The sequence below is a fragment of the Pectobacterium artocarpous genome (assembly GCF_046159765.1).
Lineage (GTDB): Bacteria > Pseudomonadota > Gammaproteobacteria > Enterobacterales > Enterobacteriaceae > Pectobacterium.
The window spans coordinates 1-20,791 of sequence record NZ_JBJXVK010000040.1 but is presented as its reverse complement, the minus strand read 5'-3'; the positions used below and the strand labels follow the sequence as shown (position 1 = coordinate 20,791).

Genomic DNA, 20,791 nt, shown 5'->3' with positions numbered 1-20,791 from the left:
GTTGGAGTGAACATATCAAAAACAGGCAATTACACAATTTAAATTACAGTCTCAATCTTCAGAATGTGGTTTAGCCTGCTTGGCGATGATATGTGGATACTATGGAAAAAACATAGATCTTATATCCCTGCGGCAACAATTTAATCTGTCAACTCGTGGAACAACATTAACTGGCATTAATAACATTGCAACACAATTAGGTATGACGAGCCGGGCATTATCATTGGATCTAGATGAAATCCATTCATTAAGAACCCCCGCGATACTCCACTGGGATTTTAACCACTTTGTAGTGTTAGTCGGTGTTAAACGTAATTCCTTTATTCTACACGATCCAGTGCAAGGATCTCGAACTGTTGGGCAGAAAGAAATGTCTCAGCACTTTACTGGTGTCGCACTTGAAGTCTGGCCTGGGAGTGAATTTACTGCCGAGACGGTACGTGAAAAAATCAGTTTAGGTTCGCTCATTCGAAGTGTTCATGGAATAAAAGGGACACTAGTAAAAATATTTTTATTATCACTCATGATTGAATTCACGAATTTAGTTATTCCAATTGGTACTCAATTAGCAATCGATCACGTAATTCCAGCAGGAGACAATAATCTTGTTACTCTAATCTGTCTCGGATTACTATTTTTCATTCTATTACGTACATCAATTAGTATTGTTAGAGCCTGGTCATCATTGATGATGAGTACGTTAATAAATGTTCAATGGAAAGCAGGATTGTTCTCCCATCTACTTTCGTTACCATTAGACTATTATGAGCGTCGTAAATTAGGTGATATTCAATCCCGTTTTAACTCACTTGATACATTACGAACAACCTTCACAACCAGTGTAGTTGGTGCCATTATGGATGGAATAATGGTTATTGGCGTACTCGTTCTTATGGTTTTATATGGCGGACATCTCATTTGGGCTGTCATCGGGTTTACCACCTTATATATATTAATCAGACTGTTAACTTACAATTATTATCGACAACTATCAGAAGAATCATTGATAAGACGAGCAAGAGCAAACTCTTACTTTATGGAAACATTATATGGAATTACCGCAATAAAAATGCAGGGAATGAGTAACCAACGAAGTACACATTGGCTTAATCTGGAAATAGATACGATCAATACCGGTATTAAAGTCACAAAAATGGAAATGCTCTTTGGTGGTATAAATACATTTATATCTGCTTGTGATCAGGCTGTGATTCTATGGCTAGGCGCTAACATGGTTATTAATAATCAAATGACAGTGGGTATGTTTGTGGCATTTGCATCTTTCAAAGGCCAGTTCTCTACTCGAGTAACATCACTAACTAACTTCTTACTCCAACTTCGCATGATGAGTTTACATAATGAGCGCATCTCAGATATCGCACTACATAAAAAAGAAATGAAGAGACCCGATACCCTCTATGAAGCAAATTTGATACCTGCATCACTAGAAACGCAGGATCTTTGTTATCGCTACGATAACCAATCCATGCCCGTATTCAATAAACTTAATCTAGCCATCTCGCAGGGAGAAAGTGTTGCAATAACTGGCTCATCAGGTTCAGGAAAAACAACATTAATGAAAGTAATGTGTGGGTTATTTGAACCTGAATCAGGGAAAATAATCGTTAACGGCGTGGATATTAAAAAAATAGGAATTAATAATTATCACAAAATGATTGCGTGCGTGATGCAAGATGATAATTTATTCTCTGGATCTATAAGAGAAAATATTTGCGGGTTCGTGGATAATGTCAATGAAGACTGGATGATTCAATGTGCCAAAGCGAGTTACATCCATGATGTTATAATTAAAATGCCTATGGGCTATGAAACACTGATTGGTGAACTTGGGGAAGGATTATCCGGTGGACAGAAACAGCGGATTTTTATTGCACGAGCTATTTATCGGAAGCCAAGTATTTTATTTATGGATGAAGCAACAAGTTCCCTTGATGAAGAAAGTGAAATTATCGTAAGTCAAGCTATTAAAAAAATGAACATTACGAGAATTATTATCGCGCACAGAGACTCAACTATCTCATCTGTTGACAGAGTTATTTCACTCATCTAATGAGTATGATAAGTTTAGATAGATTATCTTTGCTATAAAAAAATTGATAATAGCCACAAAACAACGTCGCATATTTTGTATTACGCCCCTTTCCAGCGAAAGGGGCGCTTTTTATTGAGGCACAGCAATTACGGCAGATTAACGATTTCGACCCAGTTAGCGCCTTTGCCGGTCGGGTATTGCCCGACTCGCACTAAATCCCCGTTGTCCTGATTGATGCGGTACACCGACAGCGACGTCGATTTTTCACCGCTGGCGATCAGGAATTTTCCACTTGGATCGATCTGAATACCACGCGGCTGCGTTTCCGTCGAGTAGCGCGTAATGTATTTTAACTGGCCGGTTTTCGGTTCTACTCGCAGTTGCGTAATCGTGCTTTTGGTGCGTTCCGACACGTACAGGAATTTTCCATTTGGCGTCAGACGTAAATCAGCGCTCCAAATCTGCGGTCGGCTGTCGGTATTCTTTTTATCCGGCGTGATCGTCCCTGCCCTCATCCCTGCCTCGGCAGGAACGGTGTCCGTATAATCCAACAGCGTAAGCTGCCCGGTTTTTTCATTCAGCGCCAGACGCGCGACGTTGCCGGACAGTTCATTGCTCACGTAGAGCGTTTTATTATCTGGCGATAACACCAGATGGCGCGGCCCGTTCCCTTCAGGCAATTTAATTTCCGCCGGTTCATTCGGCGTTAACGTGCCCGTTTTCGCATCAAAGCGGAACTGCACAATCTGATCGCTGCCCAGATTGCTGGCAAAGACGAACTTATTTTTGCGATCGGCAATAATACTGTGTGCCTTCTCCCCTGTTGGCACCACCGTGACGGCACTCGCGTTCACCTTGCCGTCAGCATCGATACCATTCACTGCGATTTTATTACCGCCATACGAGGCGCTGAACAGCCACTTTCCCGTAAAATCTGTCGAAATGTAGGCCATGCTGTCCGGCAATTCCGCTTTCCCTAACGAGCTGAGTGCACCGCTTTTAGGGTCGATTTTATAACTGACCGCCGAGTAAGGAATGCCGCGCGTGGCCGCATAGAGGAACGATTTATCCGGGCTAATGGCCATTGGCATCACCTTCGTTCCTGCGGCCACTTTTCCGATAGCGGTCAATTCGCCGCTTTGCGTATTGAGCGTGTAGGCGTCGATTGCGCCATCAGTGGCCGCAGAGACGTAAACAACGGTAATCGCCTGCGCCCCCATCGACCACAGCGCTACGGCTGGCAAAAGTACGCATCCCATTAATACCGCAATATTTTTTTTCTTAACCACCTGATAATCCTTAAACATGATGTCTCCTGTCGATAGCGTGATAGTGTGATAGCGATACGCTAAATCAATCCCGGCAAAACCAAATATCCCGGTCATCCATCAGAAGTGTAAAGATATTCTGGCATCTTATGTGGCTCTGCCGGATACTATAGCTTCTGCTTTTAACATCATATTAACGTTCACACTATGTCTCTTCAGCAACAATCGCTATCACCCCAGCCACAACCAGGACTCAGCCTGTCGTTGACCCTGATTATGTCTGCCGCGACGGGGCTCGCCGTCGCCAGTAACTATTATGCTCAGCCGCTGCTGGATACCATTGCCAGAGTCTTCGCGCTTTCCGTCAATCAGGCGGGGTTCATTGTCACCGCCGCACAGTTGGGTTATGCCGTCGGCCTGCTGTTTTTGGTTCCATTGGGGGATATGTTTGAGCGCCGGACGCTGATTGTCGGTATGACGTTACTTGCCGCAGGCGGGATGTTGCTCACCGCCTGCGCGCCTACGCTCTGGATCATGATTGCCGGTACGGCGTTAACCGGGCTGTTCTCCGTTGTCGCACAGTTGCTGGTGCCGCTCGCCGCGACGCTGGCGACCCCGGAGACGCGCGGTAAGGTCGTCGGCACGATTATGAGTGGCTTGCTATTGGGAATTCTGCTGGCGCGTACCGTCGCGGGCGCGCTTGCTTCACTCGGCGACTGGCATACCGTGTACTGGGTTGCCAGCACGTTGATGGTTATCATGGCGCTGATTTTGTGGCGGGCATTGCCACGCATTCCTCAGCAAAGTACGCTGAACTACCCGCAGTTGTTGATCTCAATCTTCCGTCTGTTCTCCACCACCCCGCTGCTACGTACACGCGCCATTCTCGGCTGCCTGTCCTTTGCCAACTTCAGCATTCTGTGGACGTCGATGGCCTTCCTGCTGGCTTCGCCGCCATACGGTTATTCCGAAGGCGTAATCGGTCTGTTCGGGCTGGTTGGCGCGGCGGGCGCATTGGCAGCATCGCGTGCCGGGCGTCTGGTCGATCAGGGCAAAGCCAAGCCGACCACCAGCGTGGGAATTGTCCTGCTTTTGCTGTCATGGGGCTTTATTGCGCTCGGCATTCATTCCGTCGCCGCGCTGCTCATTGGTATCGTCGTGCTGGATCTGGCAGTTCAGGGCGTGCACGTGACCAACCAGAGTGTGATCTACCGTATGATGCCCGAAGCACGTAACCGACTGACGGCCGGCTATATGACCAGCTACTTCATCGGCGGCGCGCTGGGTTCACTCCTTTCCGCCTCGGCTTACCAGCATTGGGGCTGGCTGGGCGTCTGTGCCGCAGGCGCTATTATCAGCCTGCTGAATCTGCTGGTGTGGTGGCAAAGCCATCATCACGAAACGCAGGAAGCCATGGCAGCGCTATAGCGCCTCTCGTTTGTCACTCTCCCGGTTGAGCCCTCTTCGTTGAGACCGTTTCTTCCGGGAAAGTTACGTCCGATACCATTGCACTAAAAATCATCACGCCCGTTTCGCAATAGCGTGAAATTCCGGTAACGCTTTGCTAGTGTTATTGGTTAATTCCCTTTAAGTACAAAAAATATCAGGCCAGTGAAGACATTAATTACACCCGTTTCATCAACTACACCCGCATCATCGGTACCGACAAAGTCTGCGTCCTTTAGCGAAGGTGTCTTCGACAGTCTGCCGATTGTTATTGGCTACATGCCCGTGGCATTCGCGTTTGGCATGAACGCGGTCAAATTAGGGTTTACGCCGCTGGAAGGCATTTTCCTCTCCTGCATCATTTACGCTGGCGCCAGTCAGTTCGTCATCACCGCCCTGCTCAGCGCAGGCATGTCCATCTGGGTGGCGGCCTTGACCGTCATGGCGATGGATGTCCGCCATGTGCTGTATGGACCGGCGTTACGGCATCGCATTGCACAACGGCTGCCGACCCGGAAAACCGCGTTCTGGGCGTTCGGCCTGACGGACGAAGTCTTTGCCGCCGCCGCGACCCGGCTGGCGAAAGACAACCGCCGCTGGTCAGAAAACTGGATGATGGGCGTGTCACTGCTCGCCTGGCTCTCATGGGTGCTCGGTACAGTGATCGGTGCCGTGTTCGGCAACGGCCCGCTGGATGACTACCCTGCCGTCGAAGCTGCGCTATCTTTCATGCTGCCCGCACTTTTCCTGAGTTTTTTACTCGCCTCTTTCAAACGCAAACAGAGTCTGGTCGTAGCCTGCGCGCTAGGCGGTGCGCTGCTGGGGTTACTGCTTTCCTCCATCCCAACCGCGATACTGCTCGGCATTCTCAGCGGCTGTCTGGCCTCGCTGGTTAACCCCGCCACGCCACAGGTGAACACATGAGTACGGAAGTCATTCTTATCGGGCTGATGGTGGGGCTGGTGAACTACCTCTTCCGCTATCTGCCCCTGCGTTTGAGCACCTCACGCGCCTCTGGCTCATTGCTGCGCGGTAAAAAGGCCCTGTTGCTTGATAGCATCAGCATTGCCTCTATTTGTGCGCTGCTGATCGTTTCCAGTGTGCCGGATATTCTTTCACATCACGAAAAGCTGCTGCCAACGCTGGTCGGCTTTATGACGCTGACGGCCTGTTTTTATAAAACCCGCAGTATCATCTTATCGACGTTACTGGGAGCGCTGTGCTACGGAATTGCCTTTAAGCTGCTTTGAATTCGCAGCCTGGATTATCAAATAAGATTTTGATTTAAATAAAGTAAACGGCGAATCATTCCTCATGTACACTATTCTTTGTTTACTTTCTGTCACAGAAATAAGCACAATTTCCCACCTGAATGCCGTTTACCCAGTTAGTAACATTAGTTACTATGCACTCCGTGATTAATGAGGTTTATATAAAAAATGGACAGTTCATTCACTCCTATAGAACAAATGCTCGACCTGCGTGCTTCACGTAAACCAGGATTCCCACGCCAAGAAGTCTTACTATTGCGCCTTTTCATGCATGTCCAAGGCAAAATTCTGGAACACAGAAACAGAATGCTGAAAGATCAGGGCATCAATGAAACCCTCTTCATGGCATTGCTGACGCTGGAGTCTCAAGAGTCTTATAGCATTCAGCCTTCCGAACTCAGCGCAGCACTGGGGTCATCACGCACCAATGCAACGCGTATCGCTGACGATCTGGAAAAAAGAGGCTGGATTGAGCGACGCGAAAGCAGCAACGACAGACGCTGCCTGCACTTGCATCTGACAGAAGAAGGCAAAGCCTTTCTCGGCGAACTGATTCCACCACAGCATCGCAGCCTCCATGTGCTGTGCTCGACACTTGAGCCCAGTGAACAAACTCAGCTTGAAGCCCTGATGAGAAAGCTTCTGGTTCGGCTGGATGAAATGGACGACATCGATAGCCTGTAACGTCGATATTCAATAACAACAGAAAACAATAAAGCATCATAGTCGGCACCTTTTCACCCGGAATGACCCGATGCAGGCGTATCGGGCAGGTGGGTTTTGCTGCGAAAAATACGCATGACCTTTCCGCCATCGCAACGTGCGGCTTAGCAAACGACAATCTCACGCTCCCAGCAAGGCGATCTGAAAGCGCCCCGAGCGGCACAACAAGATGAATTCATTGCGACTATCGCCAGGCTGCACAGTCTGGTGTGATAGCCGATACAAAGAGAATAAAAAGAGAGAGAACAGCATGAGTGAAAGTGTGGAAAATCAGGTGCCGCAAACGCCACCAAGAAACAAAAAACAACAGCGTAAGCGAGTGCTATCGCTGCTGACGTTTATTTTTGTCGTGCTGGGCGGTGTCTGGCTGGTTTACTGGTTTCTGGTGCTCAGGTACCACCAAAGCACTGACGATGCCTACGTCGCAGGTAATCAAATTCAGATCATGGCGCAGGTCAGCGGCAGCGTCACTCATGTTAACGTCGACAATACCGATTTTGTTAAGCAGGGACAGGTACTGGTAGAGCTGGATCCTACCGATGCCCTACAGGCGTTTGAACGCGCGAAAACCGGACTGGCCAACAGCGTGCGTCAGACGCACCAGTTGATTATTAACAGCAAGCAGTATCAGGCCAACATTGAACTGCGCCAAACCGAGTTAAACAAGGCACAAAGCGACTTGAGCCGCCGGGAGGCGCTAGGCAGCGCCAATGCCATCGGGCGTGAAGAAGTGCAGCATGCTCGTGATGCCGTCGCGACCGCCAGAGCCGCGCTGGAAGTCGCTAGGCAGCAATATCAGGGGAATCAGGCGATGATTCTGGATACACCGCTTGAGAAGCAGCCTGCTATACAGCAAGCCTCTGTAGAAATGCGCGATGCCTGGCTGGCGCTACAGCGCACCAAAATCGTCAGCCCAATTGATGGTTATGTCTCCCGCCGCAGCGTACAGATTGGCGCACGTATCTCTCCGACATCAGCGCTGATGGCCGTGGTTCCCGCCAATCACCTGTGGGTCGATGCGAACTTTAAAGAGACACAGCTAGCCAATATGCGTATCGGCCAGCCGGCTACCGTGGTCGCAGATATCTACGGTGATGATGTCGTGTATCAGGGAAAAGTGGTCGGCCTTGATATGGGAACCGGTAGCGCGTTCTCCCTGTTACCTGCCCAAAATGCGACCGGCAACTGGATCAAGGTCGTTCAGCGCCTGCCCGTCCGTATTGAACTCGATCCCAAGCAGGTCGCCGAGCATCCGTTACGTATTGGCCTGTCCGCACTGGTTAATGTCGATACCGCCAATACAGAAGGCAGCGCGTTAGCAGAAACCTCACGCACCACACCAGCCTACCAAAGTGATGCGCTGACGCTGGATCTCACCCCTGTTAACCAGGACATCAGCGCCATTATTCAGGCGAACGCCGGTTAATCGGGCAGGAGAGAAACGTGCAGAGAGAACCGCTTAAAGGTGCCAGTCTGGCCTGGATGACCGTTGCTCTGTCGCTGGCAACGTTTATGCAGGTGTTGGATTCTACCATCGCCAACGTCGCTATTCCGACCATCGCCGGTAATCTGGGTGCGTCCAACTCGCAGGGAACATGGGTCATCACGTCGTTCGGGGTCGCTAACGCCATCTCTATTCCTGTCACCGGCTGGCTGGCTAAACGGTTTGGCGAAGTCCGTCTGTTTCTGTGGTCAACAGCGCTCTTCGCGCTGACATCCTGGCTGTGTGGTGTGTCCACCAGCCTGGAAATGCTGATTTTCGCCCGCGTGTTGCAGGGAATTGTCGCCGGGCCGCTGATCCCGCTGTCACAGAGTTTGTTGCTTAGCAACTATCCCCCCGCGAAACGCAGCATCGCTCTGGCGCTGTGGTCAATGACGGTGGTCGTCGCGCCGATCTGCGGCCCGATTCTAGGCGGCTGGATTAGCGACAACTACCACTGGGGATGGATATTCTTCATCAACGTTCCGCTCGGCATCGCCGTTGTATTTATTGCGTTGCAAACGCTGCGTGGGCGAGAAACCAAAACCGAGATCACGCCCATCGATACCATCGGGCTGGCGTTGCTGGTCGTCGGCATCGGCTGCCTTCAGATGATGCTCGACCGAGGAAAAGAGCTGGACTGGTTTAACTCGACGGAAATCATCACCCTGACCGTCGTGGCGGTGATTGCCATCGTGTTCCTGATTGTCTGGGAACTGACGGACGACCATCCGGTGGTGGATTTATCCCTATTTAAATCGCGCAACTTCACCATTGGTTGTCTGTGTATCAGCCTTGCTTACATGTTTTACTTCGGGACGATCGTGCTCTTACCGCAGCTATTGCAGGAGGTGTATGGCTATACCGCCACATGGGCCGGGCTGGCATCCGCACCGGTTGGACTGATGCCTGTCGTGCTGTCGCCGATTATCGGTCGATTCGCACCGCGTCTGGATATGCGTAAACTGGTGACGTTCAGCTTTATCATGTATGCGGTTTGTTTTTACTGGCGCGCGTATACCTTCGAACCGGGCATGGATTTCGGCGCATCGGCCTGGCCACAGTTCGTTCAGGGGTTTGCCGTCGCCTGCTTCTTCATGCCGCTGACCACCATCACGCTGTCGGGACTTCCACCTGAACGTTTAGCGGCAGCATCAAGTCTGTCGAACTTTACCCGAACGCTAGCGGGATCGATCGGGACGTCGCTAACCACCACGCTCTGGACGCAGCGTGAATCGTTGCACCATGCGCATCTGACGGAATCTATCACACCGTATAATCCGATAGCGCAGGAGACGTACCAACAACTTCAGTCCATGGGTATGAGTCAAACGCAGACCTCGGCCTACATCGCAGAACAGATTACCGCGCAGGGACTGATTATCTCCGCCAACGAGATCTTCTGGGTTGCTGCTGGGGGATTTCTGGTGCTGCTGGTGCTGGTCTGGTTCGCTAAACCGCCCTTTACCACCAGCGGTGGAGGGGGTGGCGCGCATTAACTCGTCGCCGTAATCCTTCTTTCCCCTTCAGCCAGTAAATTGGTCGAAGGGGAACACTCTTAATATTCTCCCCCTTCCCTGATTATCCTGCCGCCCCCCCTATCTGATAGTGCTGTAGCGAATAAGGATTTACAGATTCGGGATAAACATGTTTTCACATTCCGATTACAATGCGCCTCTTTTTATTCGGGGATGGGGGGTTGTGCTATGTCACAGGTTTTACATTTCATTTTGGCAACGACGGCAATTTTTTTGCTGGCATTGCTTGCGAGTCACGACAGAAAACGCATTCGGCTGCGCTTCATTGTGCAACTGCTGGTAATTGAGGTTTTGCTGGCTTATTTTCTTTTACATTCCAGCATCGGACTTAACGCGATTCGCGCCTTTGCCGGTTTGTTTGAAAAGCTCTTATCCTTCGCCAATCAAGGCACCGATTTTGTGTTTGGCGGGATGAACGCACAAGGGCTTTCCTTCATCTTCCTCAATGTGCTCTGCCCTATCGTGTTTATTTCCGCACTGATCGGCATTTTGCAGCACTGGCGCATTTTACCGCTGATTATCAAAGGGATCGGCACACTGCTGTCCAAAGTGAACGGGATGGGGAAACTGGAGTCGTTTAACGCCGTAAGTACGTTGATGCTCGGGCAGTCGGAGAACTTTATCGTCTATAAAGGCATCATCGCCGACATGTCACCACGGCGGATGTACACGATGGCCGCGACGGCGATGTCGACCGTTTCGATGTCGATCATCAGCGCTTACATGACCATGCTGGACGCCAAATACGTCGTTGCGGCGCTGATTCTGAATATGTTCAGCACCTTTATCGTTCTGTCGATCATCAACCCTTATCAGCCTGACGATGAACCAGAATTGAAGCTGGAAAAGCTGCATGAAGACCAAAGCTTCTTTGAAATGCTGGGGGAATACATCCTTGCCGGTTTTAGAGTCGCGATGATTATTATGGCAATGCTGATCGGTTTCGTGGCCTTAATTGCCGCCGTCAATGCGCTGTTCAGCACCGTTTTCGGTATTAGCTTTCAGGCGATTATGGGCTATGTCTTTTCACCGCTGGCGTGGCTGATCGGCATTCCGTCTTCCGATATCCTGAACGCGGGTAGCATCATGGCAACCAAGCTAGTGGCGAATGAGTTCGTTGCCATGATCGAACTGAAGAAGATCGCGGCAGAGATGTCGCCACGCGGCCTGGGGATTTTGTCCGTGTTCCTGATCTCTTTCGCCAACTTCGCATCAATCGGCATTATCGCCGGTGCGATCAAAGGGCTGAATGAAGCACAAGGCAACGTGGTATCACGCTTCGGCCTGAAACTGGTTTACGGCTCTACGCTGGTGAGTTTGCTGTCTGCGGCGGTAGCGGGACTGGTGCTGTAATACAAGTTGATAAAAATCACCAGACTGATAACAAAATCAGTCGAGCGGTGATAATGGGTAGATCGTAAAGACGCTACGAGTACGTCCTTGTAAGCTCGGATTGCGCCATCCATGGCGCAAACGCTTTACTCTTCTATCCCATTATCACCGTTCTTGTTCTATGGATAAATTTACAAACGGTCTGAATCAGAAGGCGACGCAGACGGGCGCATCAATCCGCATGACGGATTCCTGCGCGAAACGTGATTTGTAAGCGGTGCGCAGCGCTTCAATATCACGCTCTTTATCGGCACCATGAATCAACATCAGCGCTTTGCTGTTCTCCCGGGCAACGACACCATCGTTCCCCAGCCATTGTCCTTTAGCATCGAACACCGTCAGCCCTTCTTTAAAGCGTGGCGTCACTTCGCCGTCCAGAAACGCTTTCCACTCAGCATCGGAAATCACCGGGCCAGCGGGACGATTCAAACCAAAATACAGCGTGGTCTGTACCTGCTTGTCACCAATCTTACACGCCTCAGCGACCGGTGCAGCGGCAACAGCGGTGGATGAGTGCGGTAGCGAACTGCAACCGCTTGCCAGTAATGCGCCCAACAACAACGATACCGCGATAACGTTCTGCTTCATCAATCGTTCTCTCATCCGTGGTTACGCCTTCTCAGGGGGGAATTCCCCCTGAGAGCCAACGCGCAATTGTCAGGCCTGGTTCTGTCGCCACCACTCGGACAGCAAAATACCCGTTGCGACGGAAATATTCAGACTTTCAACCTTACCGGTACCGCCGATAGAGACTTTCACATCACCCTGTTGCCAGGCGCTATCGGACAGACCATCACCTTCCTGACCCAGCACGATCACGGTTTTCGCCGGAAGCGTAGCCTGCGACAAAGCAGTCCCTTTATGGCTGGACGTGGTCACAATGGTGTAGCCCGCACGACGGAACTCCGCCAGCACGGACAGGAAATCGTCAGCGTTAATCGCTTTAACGTGTTCCGCGCCGCCTTCCGCCGTACGCACGGCCGCGCCGGATTCCAGCAGTGCAGCATCCTGCACCAGAATACCTTTCACGCCGAAATGCGCGCAGCTGCGCATAATACCGCCGAGATTGTGCGGGTTACCCACATCTTCCAGCGCCAGCACACAGTCATGCTCACCGGCCGTTTTCAGGTACTCACGCACATCCAGTCCCTGACGCTTTTTAATCAGAAAGCAGACGCCGCCGTGGTGTTCAGTACCGGAAGCCTTAACCAATTCTTCCTCTTCCACAACGTGGTAAGCCTTGCGGTTTGCCGCCATCCAGCGCAATGCGTCGCGAAAACGTGGCGTCACTTCTTGCAGGAACCAGGCACGAACAATCACCTCAGAGCGGTTTTTAAACAGCGCCTGACAGGCATTTTCACCATAGACGCGTGTTTCTTCCTGACGCTGGCGACGCAGTTGCTCAGGATCGATCTGGCTTTTGCCAGTAATACCGCCATGATCTGGTGTTTCGCTATCGCCAGGAGCACGAGACACGGTTTTCCACGGGGATTCATAACCCCCCGTTTCTTCATCACGCGGACGACGAGGACGATCGCCGCGGTGTTCGTTACGATCTTTATTGCCCCACGGCGTTTTATTGCTATCGCCGTCGCGGGACGGATTTTCCCGGGCATAGCGCGGGTTAACGTCGCGCGGATGCTTCGGCTTTTCACGCTGATCCCGTGAACCGCCGCCATCACGCCGATCGCCACGACGATCTTTGTCAGTTGGGCGCTTGTTTTTATTCTCTTTCTCGCCCTCATCATCACTGCGGACGTACATCACACGGACTTTGCCGCTTTTACTATTGAATGAATCGCTCATTGTTTTCTCCACCTACGCGCTGGGCGCGAAGATTACCTTATGTACACCCGCTTAGCCACACGCTTGTGGTAAAAGAGCGCTAACAGTCAGAAGCTATTGTACCTATTGGGCAAACCACATTGTTGTCATCCGGTCTCCCCACCATAATTTATTCACGCTTAAGCAACATGCCGTTGACTTTCCAATGCCGAATTACGCGCATTTTATCAGCGACATCTTTATTTTAGCCCTTTTATCTGAGGCCCTGTTATGAATACGGTATGTGGATCTTGCCAAACAACCAATCGCCTGCCAGAAGCGCGTGTTGATGACCATACAAAGTGTGGTCGTTGTGGAGAAACCTTATTCAGTGGTGACGTCATCAATGCCACAGAGGCAACGCTCGATAAACTGTTGCAGGACGATCTTCCCGTCGTGGTCGACTTCTGGGCACCCTGGTGCGGCCCCTGCGTCAACTTCGCTCCCGTGTTCGAAAATGTCGCGCAGGAGCGTAGTGGGAAAATTCGTTTTATTAAGGTTAACACCGAAGCCGAACCGGCACTTAGCGCACGTTTCCGCATCCGTAGCATTCCAACCCTCATGATCTTCAAGCAGGGTCAGATGGTCGACATCCTCAACGGCGCGTTGCCAAAAGCACCGTTTGAGAGCTGGCTGGACGAGTCGCTGTAAAACGTTAGGGTGGGAAACGTGGGCATAATTGCCCACGCCTCTTTTGGTCAACCCGCCAGTCGATTAGAATGTCGCCTTTCTGAACCAGCTTCCCGATGCTTACAACGAAGCAGGTTCGTTGCAACATCTCATGGCGTCACCTATTTCATGATCAACCGTCCTTTAATGGCCAACCCTCCTCGCATGGACAATGCCGTACTTCGCCTGCGCCAGCAGCGTCTTGAGCAGTCAACCAAACCGTTCCGCGCCCGTGGCTGCCGCATCGTACGCTGCCAGCAGTGTTTGTTGCCCGCAACCAACTGTCTGTGCCATACCTTTCAGACACAGCCATCCCGCAGCCGCTTCTGTCTGGTGATGTTTGATACCGAACCGCTAAAGCCGAGCAATACCGGACGCCTCATCGCCGATATTCTGCCTGAGACACAGGCGTTTCTCTGGTCACGCACCGCGCCCGATCCCCAGTTGCTTGTGGCTCTGCAAGACCCGGATGTTCAGCCCTATCTGGTCTTCCTTGCCGATGCGGCAGAAGAAGGACGTCAGGTATTTCAGCAACTTCCCGCCACGGAAAAGCCCGCCCTGTTTGTCTTGCTTGATGGCACCTGGCCGGAAGCGCGCAAGATGTTCCGCAAAAGCCCCTATCTGGACAATCTGCCAATCCTGTCGCTGAATGTAGACGCCCTTTCCCGCTATCAGTTGCGTGAAGCCAGCAGCGCAGGACAACATTGCACCGCCGAGATTGCTATCGCGCTGCTCACTCAGGCAGGCGACACCATTGCAGCTGACGCGCTATCGCAACACTTTGACCGTTTCCGGCGACACTATCTGGCTGGGAAATCACACCACCGCGTGCGGGAAAATTTACCCATCGTCACAACATAACCGGCAGAAAGCGTTTAGTATCAAAGGGGATTGATGTGTAAGGAGTGACGCATGAGCCAGCGCGGATTGGAAGCACTGTTACGCCCTAAGTCTATTGCTGTTCTCGGCGCATCAGAAAAGCCGGGACGAGCCGGTTTTCTGATGATGAAGAACCTGCTGGACGGCCATTTCAGCGGCCCCGTGCTGCCCGTTACGCCGAAATATCGCGCGGTTTGCGGCGTGCTGGGCTACCCGACGGTTGCCAGCCTGCCGATGACACCCGATCTTGCCGTGATCTGTACCAACGCCAGCCGTAATCTGACGCTGTTAGAGGATCTGGGGCAAAAAGGCTGCAAAACTGTCATCATTCTCTCCGCGCCGCCGGCCCAGTTCAGCGAATTAAAAGCCTGCGCCGTGCGCTACCATATGCGCTTGCTTGGCCCCAACAGTCTCGGACTACTCGCGCCTTGGCAAGGTCTGAATGCCAGCTTCTCGCCAGTGCCAATTATGAAAGGCAAACTGGCATTTATCTCGCAGTCGGCCGCCGTTTCCAACACGATACTGGATTGGGCGCAGCAGCGCGGTATTGGTTTTTCCTATTTTATCGCTCTGGGCGACAGCCTGGATATTGATGTCGACGACCTGTTAGATTTTCTGGCACGCGATGGCAAGACCAGTGCGATTCTGCTGCATCTGGAACACATCAGCGATGCACGCCGCTTTCTTTCCTCCTCCCGTAGCGCCTCCCGAAATAAACCGATACTGGTGATCAAAAGCGGGCGCAGCCAGCAGGCACAGAAACTGCTGAATGACCAACGCCACGGTCTGGATGCCGCCTATGACGCGGCCATTCAACGTGCAGGTTTGCTGCGGGTACGGGATACACATGAGCTGTTTTCCGCAGTGGAAACCTTAAGTCACCTGCGACCGCTACGCGGTGAACGCTTGATGTTGGTGAGCAACGGCGCGTCGCCGGCCGCACAGGCGCTGGATCAGCTTCTCATCCGACAAGGCAAGCTGGCACAGTTCAGCGAGGCGACCCGTCAAGCGCTACAGAAAACGTTACCGCAGGCCGTCACTATCGGTAATCCGCTCGATCTGCGTGATGATGCGACAGCCGCTCGTTATCTGGCGGCGGTATCCGTATTACTGGACAGCGACGAGATCGATGCACTCTTGATCATTCACGCCCCCAGCGCTGCCGCCCCCAGTACCGAGAGCGCTGCGCAGCTGATTACTCTCTTTCAACAACATCCGCGTGGGAAGAGAATTACGCTACTGACCAACTGGTGCGGCGAATTCTCCTCGCAGGAAGCGCGGCGCTTGTTTAACGACGCTGGCATTCCGACCTATCGCACGCCAGAAGGCGCGGTAACGGCATTCATGCATATCGTCGAATATCGGCGTAATCAGAAACAGTTAAAGGAAACCCCAGCGCTGCCGCTGGATTTAGGCATCAACGCCAGTCAGGCACATGCTCTGATTCATCAGGCGTTGTCAGATGGCGTCACTCAGCTCGATACGCATGAAGTTCAACCAATTCTGCAAGCCTATGGTTTGAATACCTTACCCACCTGGATTGCTGGCGACAGTGCAGAAGCCGTCCATATCGCTGAGCAAATTGGCTACCCGGTTGCGATTAAGCTGAGGTCGCCAGATATTCCGCATAAGTCGGAAGTTCAAGGCGTCATGCTATACCTGCGAACCGCCAGAGAAGTCCAGCAGGCGGCAGACGCCATTCTCGACCGGGTAAAACGCACCTATCCGCAGGCGCGTATTTACGGCCTGCTGGTGCAGAGCATGGCAAATCGCGCGGGTGCACAGGAACTCAGGATTGCCGTCGAGCAAGATCCCGTTTTCGGCCCGCTGATTATGCTGGGAGAAGGCGGCGTTGAGTGGCGAGAAAAGCAAGCCGCCGTCGCCCTTCCCCCGCTGAATATGACGCTAGCCCGCTATCTGGTGCTACAAGCGGTGAAAGGCGGTAAAATTAGGGAATACAGCGCGCTGCGTCCTCTGGACATTCCCGCGCTCAGCCGCTTGCTGGTTCAGGTTTCCAACCTGATTCTCGATTGCCCTGAAATTTCCCGACTAGATATCCATCCTCTGCTGGCGTCTGGGGATGCGTTTACGCTGCTGGATGTCACGCTGCACCTGACACCGTTTAGTGGCGATCCACAGTCAAGGCTGGCAATCCGCCCTTATCCACATGAGCTAGAAGAAACGGTCATTCTCAAAAATAGCGACATCTGCCTGTTTAGACCGATTTTGCCGGAAGACGAACCCCTGCTCAGCTCGTTCATCGCAAGAGTGACGAAAGAGGACCTGTATTACCGTTATTTCAGCGAAATTAATGAATTTAATCACGAAGACTTAGCCAATATGACGCAAATTGACTACGATCGTGAGATGGCATTCGTTGCCGTACGCCAACGTGGAGAGAAGGCTGAGATTATTGGCGTGACGCGCGCGATTTCCGATCCTGATAATACGGATGCAGAATTTGCCGTGCTGGTGCGCTCCGATCTAAAAGGGCTGGGCCTTGGCAGACGGTTGTTGGAAAAGCTGATTGGTTACGCCCGGGCACACGGTCTCTCCCGCTTGACTGGCATCACCATGCCGCATAATCAAGGCATGATTCAACTGTCCAAAAAGCTCGGTTTTCACATCGACGTACAATTAGAAGAAGGTATTGTGACGCTGGAATTGCCGCTGAAAGACTGATCGTACGACGTGACATGGCTCTTGCAACGGGAATGGTTATCGCAAAACGGGCTCACAACAGCCGGAAAGTAATGGTATTATCGCTCATTCGGCTACTCCTTAACTTTTAATAATGACCAGAAGGTCATATACCCTAGTGCAGCTAGAAGAGTATGGTGGGTATAAACTGATGAGAGAAGAAACGCACTGTGATGCTGTCAAATTTTAAACGCAATAAATACCAACAGCACCTTGCACAACTGCCCAGAATCCCTCAGAACGCAGATGATGTTCAGACGTTGCATTCGCCTGAACTTTTCCGCACGACGTTGATTAACGCCATTTTGAGTGCTAAAAAGCGCATCTATATCGTGGCGTTATACCTTGAACGTGATGACGGCGGCATGGGGATTCTATCCGCAATTTATGAAGCCAAACGACAGTGTCCAGAACTGGATGCCCGCGTTCTGGTAGACTGGCATCGTGCTCAGCGTGGCAGGATCGGCGCAGCGGCAGAAAATACCAATGCCGATTGGTATTGTGACATGGCGAAAAAACATTCAGACACGCATTTCCCTGTCTATGGCATTCCTGTCAACACACGCGAAGCGTTGGGCGTCCTGCACCTGAAAGGATTCATTGTCGATGACACGGTCATCTATAGCGGAGCCAGCCTGAATGATGTTTATCTGCATCAGCATCAGAAGTACCGCTATGACCGCTATCAGCTGATTCATAATTCAGTATTGGCTGATACGATGGTGCACTATATCCAGACGATGCTGTCAGCCCCGGCAGTCCAGCGGTTGGATCATACCGATCGCCCGAAGAGTCTGGAAATCAAAAATGATATCAAGCAGTTCCGTCAAACGTTGCGTACCGCCAGCTATCAGGCCCCGGAATACAGCACGGATGCGAACGAATTAACCGTCACACCATTGGTCGGATTAGGAAAGCAAAGCCCGCTGAACAAGACCATACATCACCTGATGTATTGCGCTGACGAGCATCTGATCATCTGTACCCCCTATTTCAACCTGCCAGCGCTACTGGTCAGAAATATCATCCGGCTGTTGCGAGACGGCAAGAAAGTAGAAATTATTATTGGTGATAAGACCGCCAACGATTTCTATATTCCAGAAGATCAGCCTTTTAAAATCATTGGGGCATTACCGTATCTCTATGAGATCAACCTGCGCCGTTTCCTGAGTCGTCTGGAACGCTACATTGAGAATCAGCAGCTTGTTGTGCGGTTATGGAAAGACGGCGACAACAGCTTCCACCTGAAAGGCATGTGGATCGATGACAAATGGCAACTGCTGACGGGGAATAACCTTAACCCTCGCGCATGGCGTCTGGATCTGGAAAACGCCATCCTGATTCACGATCCTCAGCAGGTTTTATTGCAGCAACGTCTGGACGAGCTGGATAAAATCAGGACACATACCCACATCGTAAAAAGCTATATGGAACTGGAAAGCATCGCGCAATATCCGGTGAAAGTCCGTAAGCTAATACGACGCCTGCGCCGTATTCGTATTGATCGGCTCATCAGTCGCATTCTCTAAGACTCACGCTATACTTTGAAAAACCTCGGCTTCCGGGGTTTTTTTATTCTCTATGGATAAGCGCTATGCGTTTACTGTGCATTGCCACAATGGTTTGCTGTTCTGGATACACTAACATCACGCAAGATCGCTAGACAGGTCAGGATAAAGCCCAACATTTTCTCGACTCAGTCGCCATCAGCGCCGCCGGATATGAGTATGGTACTTATCAGCGCTGGAGCTCAGAACATAGCGGAGGATTCGGTATTATGTTGTCAATCAGCAATGGGGATGGCAAAAGAGCTTTATGATAGCCGGGAAGGCGGAACCGGCTGGAGCTGGCAAGATCTTGTTTGGGATATAGCCGGTGCAACCACCGGCTATGCGTTATGGCAATTATCTGAACACTAAAGCTTCATCCCTTTTCCCTTCCGATGCAGTGTTAGCGATACAATAAACGCAATCGCTCCCATTCCTGATACATACCAGAAGAAAGCTGTTTCCATACCAAATGATTTCAGCGAAAGCGCAACATACTCAGCAGAACCACCAAACAATGCATTAGCCACCGCATAAGATAAACCAACGCCTAACGCACGAACTTCGGGCGGGAACATTTCTGCTTTTAAAATTCCGCTGATGGACGTGTAGAAACTGACAACAATCAGTGAAAGCATCACCAACGAGAAAGCAATGACAGGACTTGTCACACTCTGTAGCACCGTCAGAATGGGAACCGTGAGCAGTGCTGCAAACCCACCGAAGAAAAGCATTGAGCTACGCCGCCCAATCTTATCCGACAGCGCGCCAAAGAACGGTTGCAGCAGCATAAAGATAAACAGCGCGAGGGTCATTAATCCACTCGCCGTTTTCGCATGCATTCCCGCCGTATTCACCAGATATTTTTGCATATAAGTGGTAAACGTATAAAAGGCTAAGGAGCCACCGGCCGTAAAACCCAATACGGTAATAAAGGCGCGGCGATGTTTCCACAACCCCGCAAGCGAACCGGCATCCTTATGTTCGCGCGTCGTTTTATCAGAGGTTTCATTCAGAGAACGGCGTAAATAAAGCGCAACAATCGCCAAAATAGCACCGAGGGCAAAAGGAATACGCCATCCCCATGCACGCAAATCTTCATCACTCAGAATCTGCTGCAATATCACAACAACGAGCAATGCCAACAATTGACCACCAATCAGCGTGACATATTGAAAAGAAGCATAGAATCCCTTTCTTCCTTCAACGGCAACTTCACTCATATACGTTGCACTGGTACCGTATTCCCCCCCCAACGGAAAGTCCTTGAAATAAACGAGCTAATAGCAATAAAAAGGGGGCCCAGGTGCCAATAGTTTCATATCCCGGTAAACATGCAATCACCAGAGACCCAAAACACATCATGCAAACCGAAATTAACATTGAATTTTTACGACCATGCTTGTCAGCAATGTAACCGAAAAGCCAACCGCCGATCGGTCTCATTAAAAAGCCTGCTGCAAAAACCCCTGCTGTTTGTAGTAATTGCGTGGTGGTATTTCCCGACGGGAAAAAGATATGGGCAAAATAGATTGAGCAAAAGGAATAAACATAAAAATCAAACCACTCGACTAAATTACCCGATGAAGCGCCAACTATGGCCCGGATACGCTGACGCGTATCTTTCGCCTTCTCCGTTAGATCAGTCATCTTATTTTATTCTCCTGTTTTTCCGGGCATGAAACGATGCCCGCTATAGTAAAGCAGCACTTAACCTCTGAGGCAAAAAGTTCCTGATTGTAATAATTTATTAATGTAACAAAGCAGACAGTATTTTTAATTATCCTTAAATGAAACAGGGATAAATAAAGCAGATATAAACAAAACGTTATTATGAGGAGAATGAATAAGAAGATAAGCAGCGCCTATGCAGGCAAAAGAAAAGGGCTAATATACTGTAAACAAAAGGCCATCCTATTAAGGATGGCCTTTTGTCTTAATTGAAACCTGGCAGTTCCCTACTCTCACATGGGGAAGCCCCACACTACCATCGGCGCTACG

14 protein-coding genes and 3 pseudogenes are annotated in these 20,791 nt (G+C 50.8%); 13 read left to right on the top strand and 4 right to left on the bottom strand.

The window, feature by feature from the left end; translation table 11 throughout:
* Positions 1–46: 46 nt before the first annotated feature.
* A pseudogene (locus ACKQAD_RS19640) lies at positions 47–2,071 on the top strand (peptidase domain-containing ABC transporter); the annotation flags it as partial.
* A 128-nt stretch (positions 2,072–2,199) separates the two neighbouring features.
* Here the strand turns inward: ACKQAD_RS19640 and ACKQAD_RS19635 are convergent.
* A complete protein-coding gene (locus ACKQAD_RS19635; protein ID WP_409161662.1) occupies positions 2,200–3,360 on the bottom strand; it encodes a lactonase family protein in 1,161 nt (386 codons plus the stop codon).
* Positions 3,361–3,528: 168 nt separating this feature from the next.
* Between ACKQAD_RS19635 and ACKQAD_RS19630 the strand changes: the two genes are divergently transcribed.
* The 7 genes from ACKQAD_RS19630 (at position 3,529) to ACKQAD_RS19600 (ending at position 11,132) form a co-directional block, all read left to right on the top strand.
* Positions 3,529–4,749, top strand: coding sequence for an MFS transporter (locus ACKQAD_RS19630; protein ID WP_409161661.1), 1,221 nt, complete (start codon positions 3,529–3,531; stop codon positions 4,747–4,749).
* A gap of 183 nt (positions 4,750–4,932) precedes the next feature.
* Positions 4,933–5,691, top strand: coding sequence for an AzlC family ABC transporter permease (locus tag ACKQAD_RS19625; RefSeq protein WP_409161660.1), 759 nt, complete (start codon positions 4,933–4,935; stop codon positions 5,689–5,691).
* Positions 5,688–6,017 (top strand): L-valine transporter subunit YgaH, encoded by a 330-nt coding sequence (gene ygaH, locus ACKQAD_RS19620; RefSeq protein WP_409161659.1) that lies wholly within the window; start codon positions 5,688–5,690, stop codon positions 6,015–6,017. Before ACKQAD_RS19625 ends, ygaH begins: the two co-directional genes overlap by 4 nt.
* Positions 6,018–6,206: 189 nt before the next feature.
* The gene (gene mprA / locus ACKQAD_RS19615; protein ID WP_409161658.1) at positions 6,207–6,722 is read left to right on the top strand and encodes a transcriptional repressor MprA; all 516 of its coding nucleotides are present in this window, start codon (positions 6,207–6,209) and stop codon (positions 6,720–6,722) included.
* Between the two features lie 289 nt (positions 6,723–7,011).
* Positions 7,012–8,187: a multidrug efflux MFS transporter periplasmic adaptor subunit EmrA gene (gene emrA, locus ACKQAD_RS19610; RefSeq protein ID WP_409161657.1), complete on the top strand. Its 1,176-nt coding sequence runs from the start codon at positions 7,012–7,014 to the stop codon at positions 8,185–8,187.
* 17 nt (positions 8,188–8,204) lie between these two features.
* The gene (gene emrB / locus ACKQAD_RS19605; RefSeq protein WP_409161656.1) at positions 8,205–9,740 is read left to right on the top strand and encodes a multidrug efflux MFS transporter permease subunit EmrB; all 1,536 of its coding nucleotides are present in this window, start codon (positions 8,205–8,207) and stop codon (positions 9,738–9,740) included.
* A gap of 207 nt (positions 9,741–9,947) precedes the next feature.
* A complete protein-coding gene (locus tag ACKQAD_RS19600) occupies positions 9,948–11,132 on the top strand; it encodes a NupC/NupG family nucleoside CNT transporter (RefSeq protein ID WP_409161655.1) in 1,185 nt (394 codons plus the stop codon).
* A gap of 186 nt (positions 11,133–11,318) precedes the next feature.
* Here the strand turns inward: ACKQAD_RS19600 and ACKQAD_RS19595 are convergent, their stop codons facing one another.
* The gene (locus ACKQAD_RS19595; RefSeq protein ID WP_409161654.1) at positions 11,319–11,759 is read right to left on the bottom strand and encodes a DUF3574 domain-containing protein; all 441 of its coding nucleotides are present in this window, start codon (positions 11,757–11,759) and stop codon (positions 11,319–11,321) included.
* 69 nt (positions 11,760–11,828) lie between these two features.
* Positions 11,829–12,977, bottom strand: coding sequence for a tRNA/rRNA methyltransferase (locus tag ACKQAD_RS19590; RefSeq protein ID WP_409161653.1), 1,149 nt, complete (start codon positions 12,975–12,977; stop codon positions 11,829–11,831).
* Positions 12,978–13,226: 249 nt separating this feature from the next.
* On the opposite strand from ACKQAD_RS19590, the gene trxC reads away from it, so the two are divergent.
* The 5 genes and pseudogenes from trxC to ACKQAD_RS19565 all read left to right on the top strand — a co-directional run bounded on the left by trxC (position 13,227) and on the right by ACKQAD_RS19565 (position 19,162).
* A complete protein-coding gene (trxC, locus tag ACKQAD_RS19585) occupies positions 13,227–13,646 on the top strand; it encodes a thioredoxin TrxC (RefSeq protein WP_409161652.1) in 420 nt (139 codons plus the stop codon).
* A 147-nt stretch (positions 13,647–13,793) separates the two neighbouring features.
* Positions 13,794–14,525 carry a tRNA-uridine aminocarboxypropyltransferase gene (locus tag ACKQAD_RS19580; RefSeq protein WP_409161651.1) on the top strand — a complete coding sequence of 244 codons (732 nt, stop codon included), beginning with the start codon at positions 13,794–13,796 and terminating at the stop codon, positions 14,523–14,525.
* A gap of 51 nt (positions 14,526–14,576) precedes the next feature.
* Positions 14,577–17,225 (top strand): bifunctional acetate--CoA ligase family protein/GNAT family N-acetyltransferase, encoded by a 2,649-nt coding sequence (locus ACKQAD_RS19575; RefSeq protein ID WP_409161650.1) that lies wholly within the window; start codon positions 14,577–14,579, stop codon positions 17,223–17,225.
* A gap of 191 nt (positions 17,226–17,416) precedes the next feature.
* Positions 17,417–18,772, top strand: coding sequence for a CDP-diacylglycerol--serine O-phosphatidyltransferase (gene pssA / locus ACKQAD_RS19570; protein WP_409161663.1), 1,356 nt, complete (start codon positions 17,417–17,419; stop codon positions 18,770–18,772).
* Positions 18,773–18,837: 65 nt separating this feature from the next.
* Positions 18,838–19,162, top strand: a pseudogene (locus ACKQAD_RS19565) (YfiM family lipoprotein).
* Here ACKQAD_RS19565 and ACKQAD_RS19560 read toward each other — a convergent pair.
* A pseudogene (locus tag ACKQAD_RS19560) lies at positions 19,159–20,440 on the bottom strand (MFS transporter). The pseudogenes ACKQAD_RS19565 and ACKQAD_RS19560 sit on opposite strands and share 4 nt — an antisense overlap.
* Positions 20,441–20,791 lie beyond the last annotated feature (351 nt).

Excerpts from the sequence above, each read along its gene's own strand:
- ACKQAD_RS19635 (WP_409161662.1), bottom strand. The coding sequence starts at position 3,360 with ATGTTTAAGGATTATCAGGTGGTTAAGAAAAAAAATATTGCGGTATTA.
- ACKQAD_RS19630 (WP_409161661.1), top strand. The coding sequence starts at position 3,529 with ATGTCTCTTCAGCAACAATCGCTATCACCCCAGCCACAACCAGGACTC.
- ygaH (WP_409161659.1), top strand. The coding sequence starts at position 5,688 with ATGAGTACGGAAGTCATTCTTATCGGGCTGATGGTGGGGCTGGTGAAC.
- mprA (WP_409161658.1), top strand. The coding sequence starts at position 6,207 with ATGGACAGTTCATTCACTCCTATAGAACAAATGCTCGACCTGCGTGCT.
- emrA (WP_409161657.1), top strand. The coding sequence starts at position 7,012 with ATGAGTGAAAGTGTGGAAAATCAGGTGCCGCAAACGCCACCAAGAAAC.
- ACKQAD_RS19600 (WP_409161655.1), top strand. The coding sequence starts at position 9,948 with ATGTCACAGGTTTTACATTTCATTTTGGCAACGACGGCAATTTTTTTG.
- ACKQAD_RS19595 (WP_409161654.1), bottom strand. The coding sequence starts at position 11,759 with ATGAAGCAGAACGTTATCGCGGTATCGTTGTTGTTGGGCGCATTACTG.
- ACKQAD_RS19590 (WP_409161653.1), bottom strand. The coding sequence starts at position 12,977 with ATGAGCGATTCATTCAATAGTAAAAGCGGCAAAGTCCGTGTGATGTAC.
- trxC (WP_409161652.1), top strand. The coding sequence starts at position 13,227 with ATGAATACGGTATGTGGATCTTGCCAAACAACCAATCGCCTGCCAGAA.
- ACKQAD_RS19580 (WP_409161651.1), top strand. The coding sequence starts at position 13,794 with ATGATCAACCGTCCTTTAATGGCCAACCCTCCTCGCATGGACAATGCC.
- ACKQAD_RS19575 (WP_409161650.1), top strand. The coding sequence starts at position 14,577 with ATGAGCCAGCGCGGATTGGAAGCACTGTTACGCCCTAAGTCTATTGCT.
- pssA (WP_409161663.1), top strand. The coding sequence starts at position 17,417 with ATGCTGTCAAATTTTAAACGCAATAAATACCAACAGCACCTTGCACAA.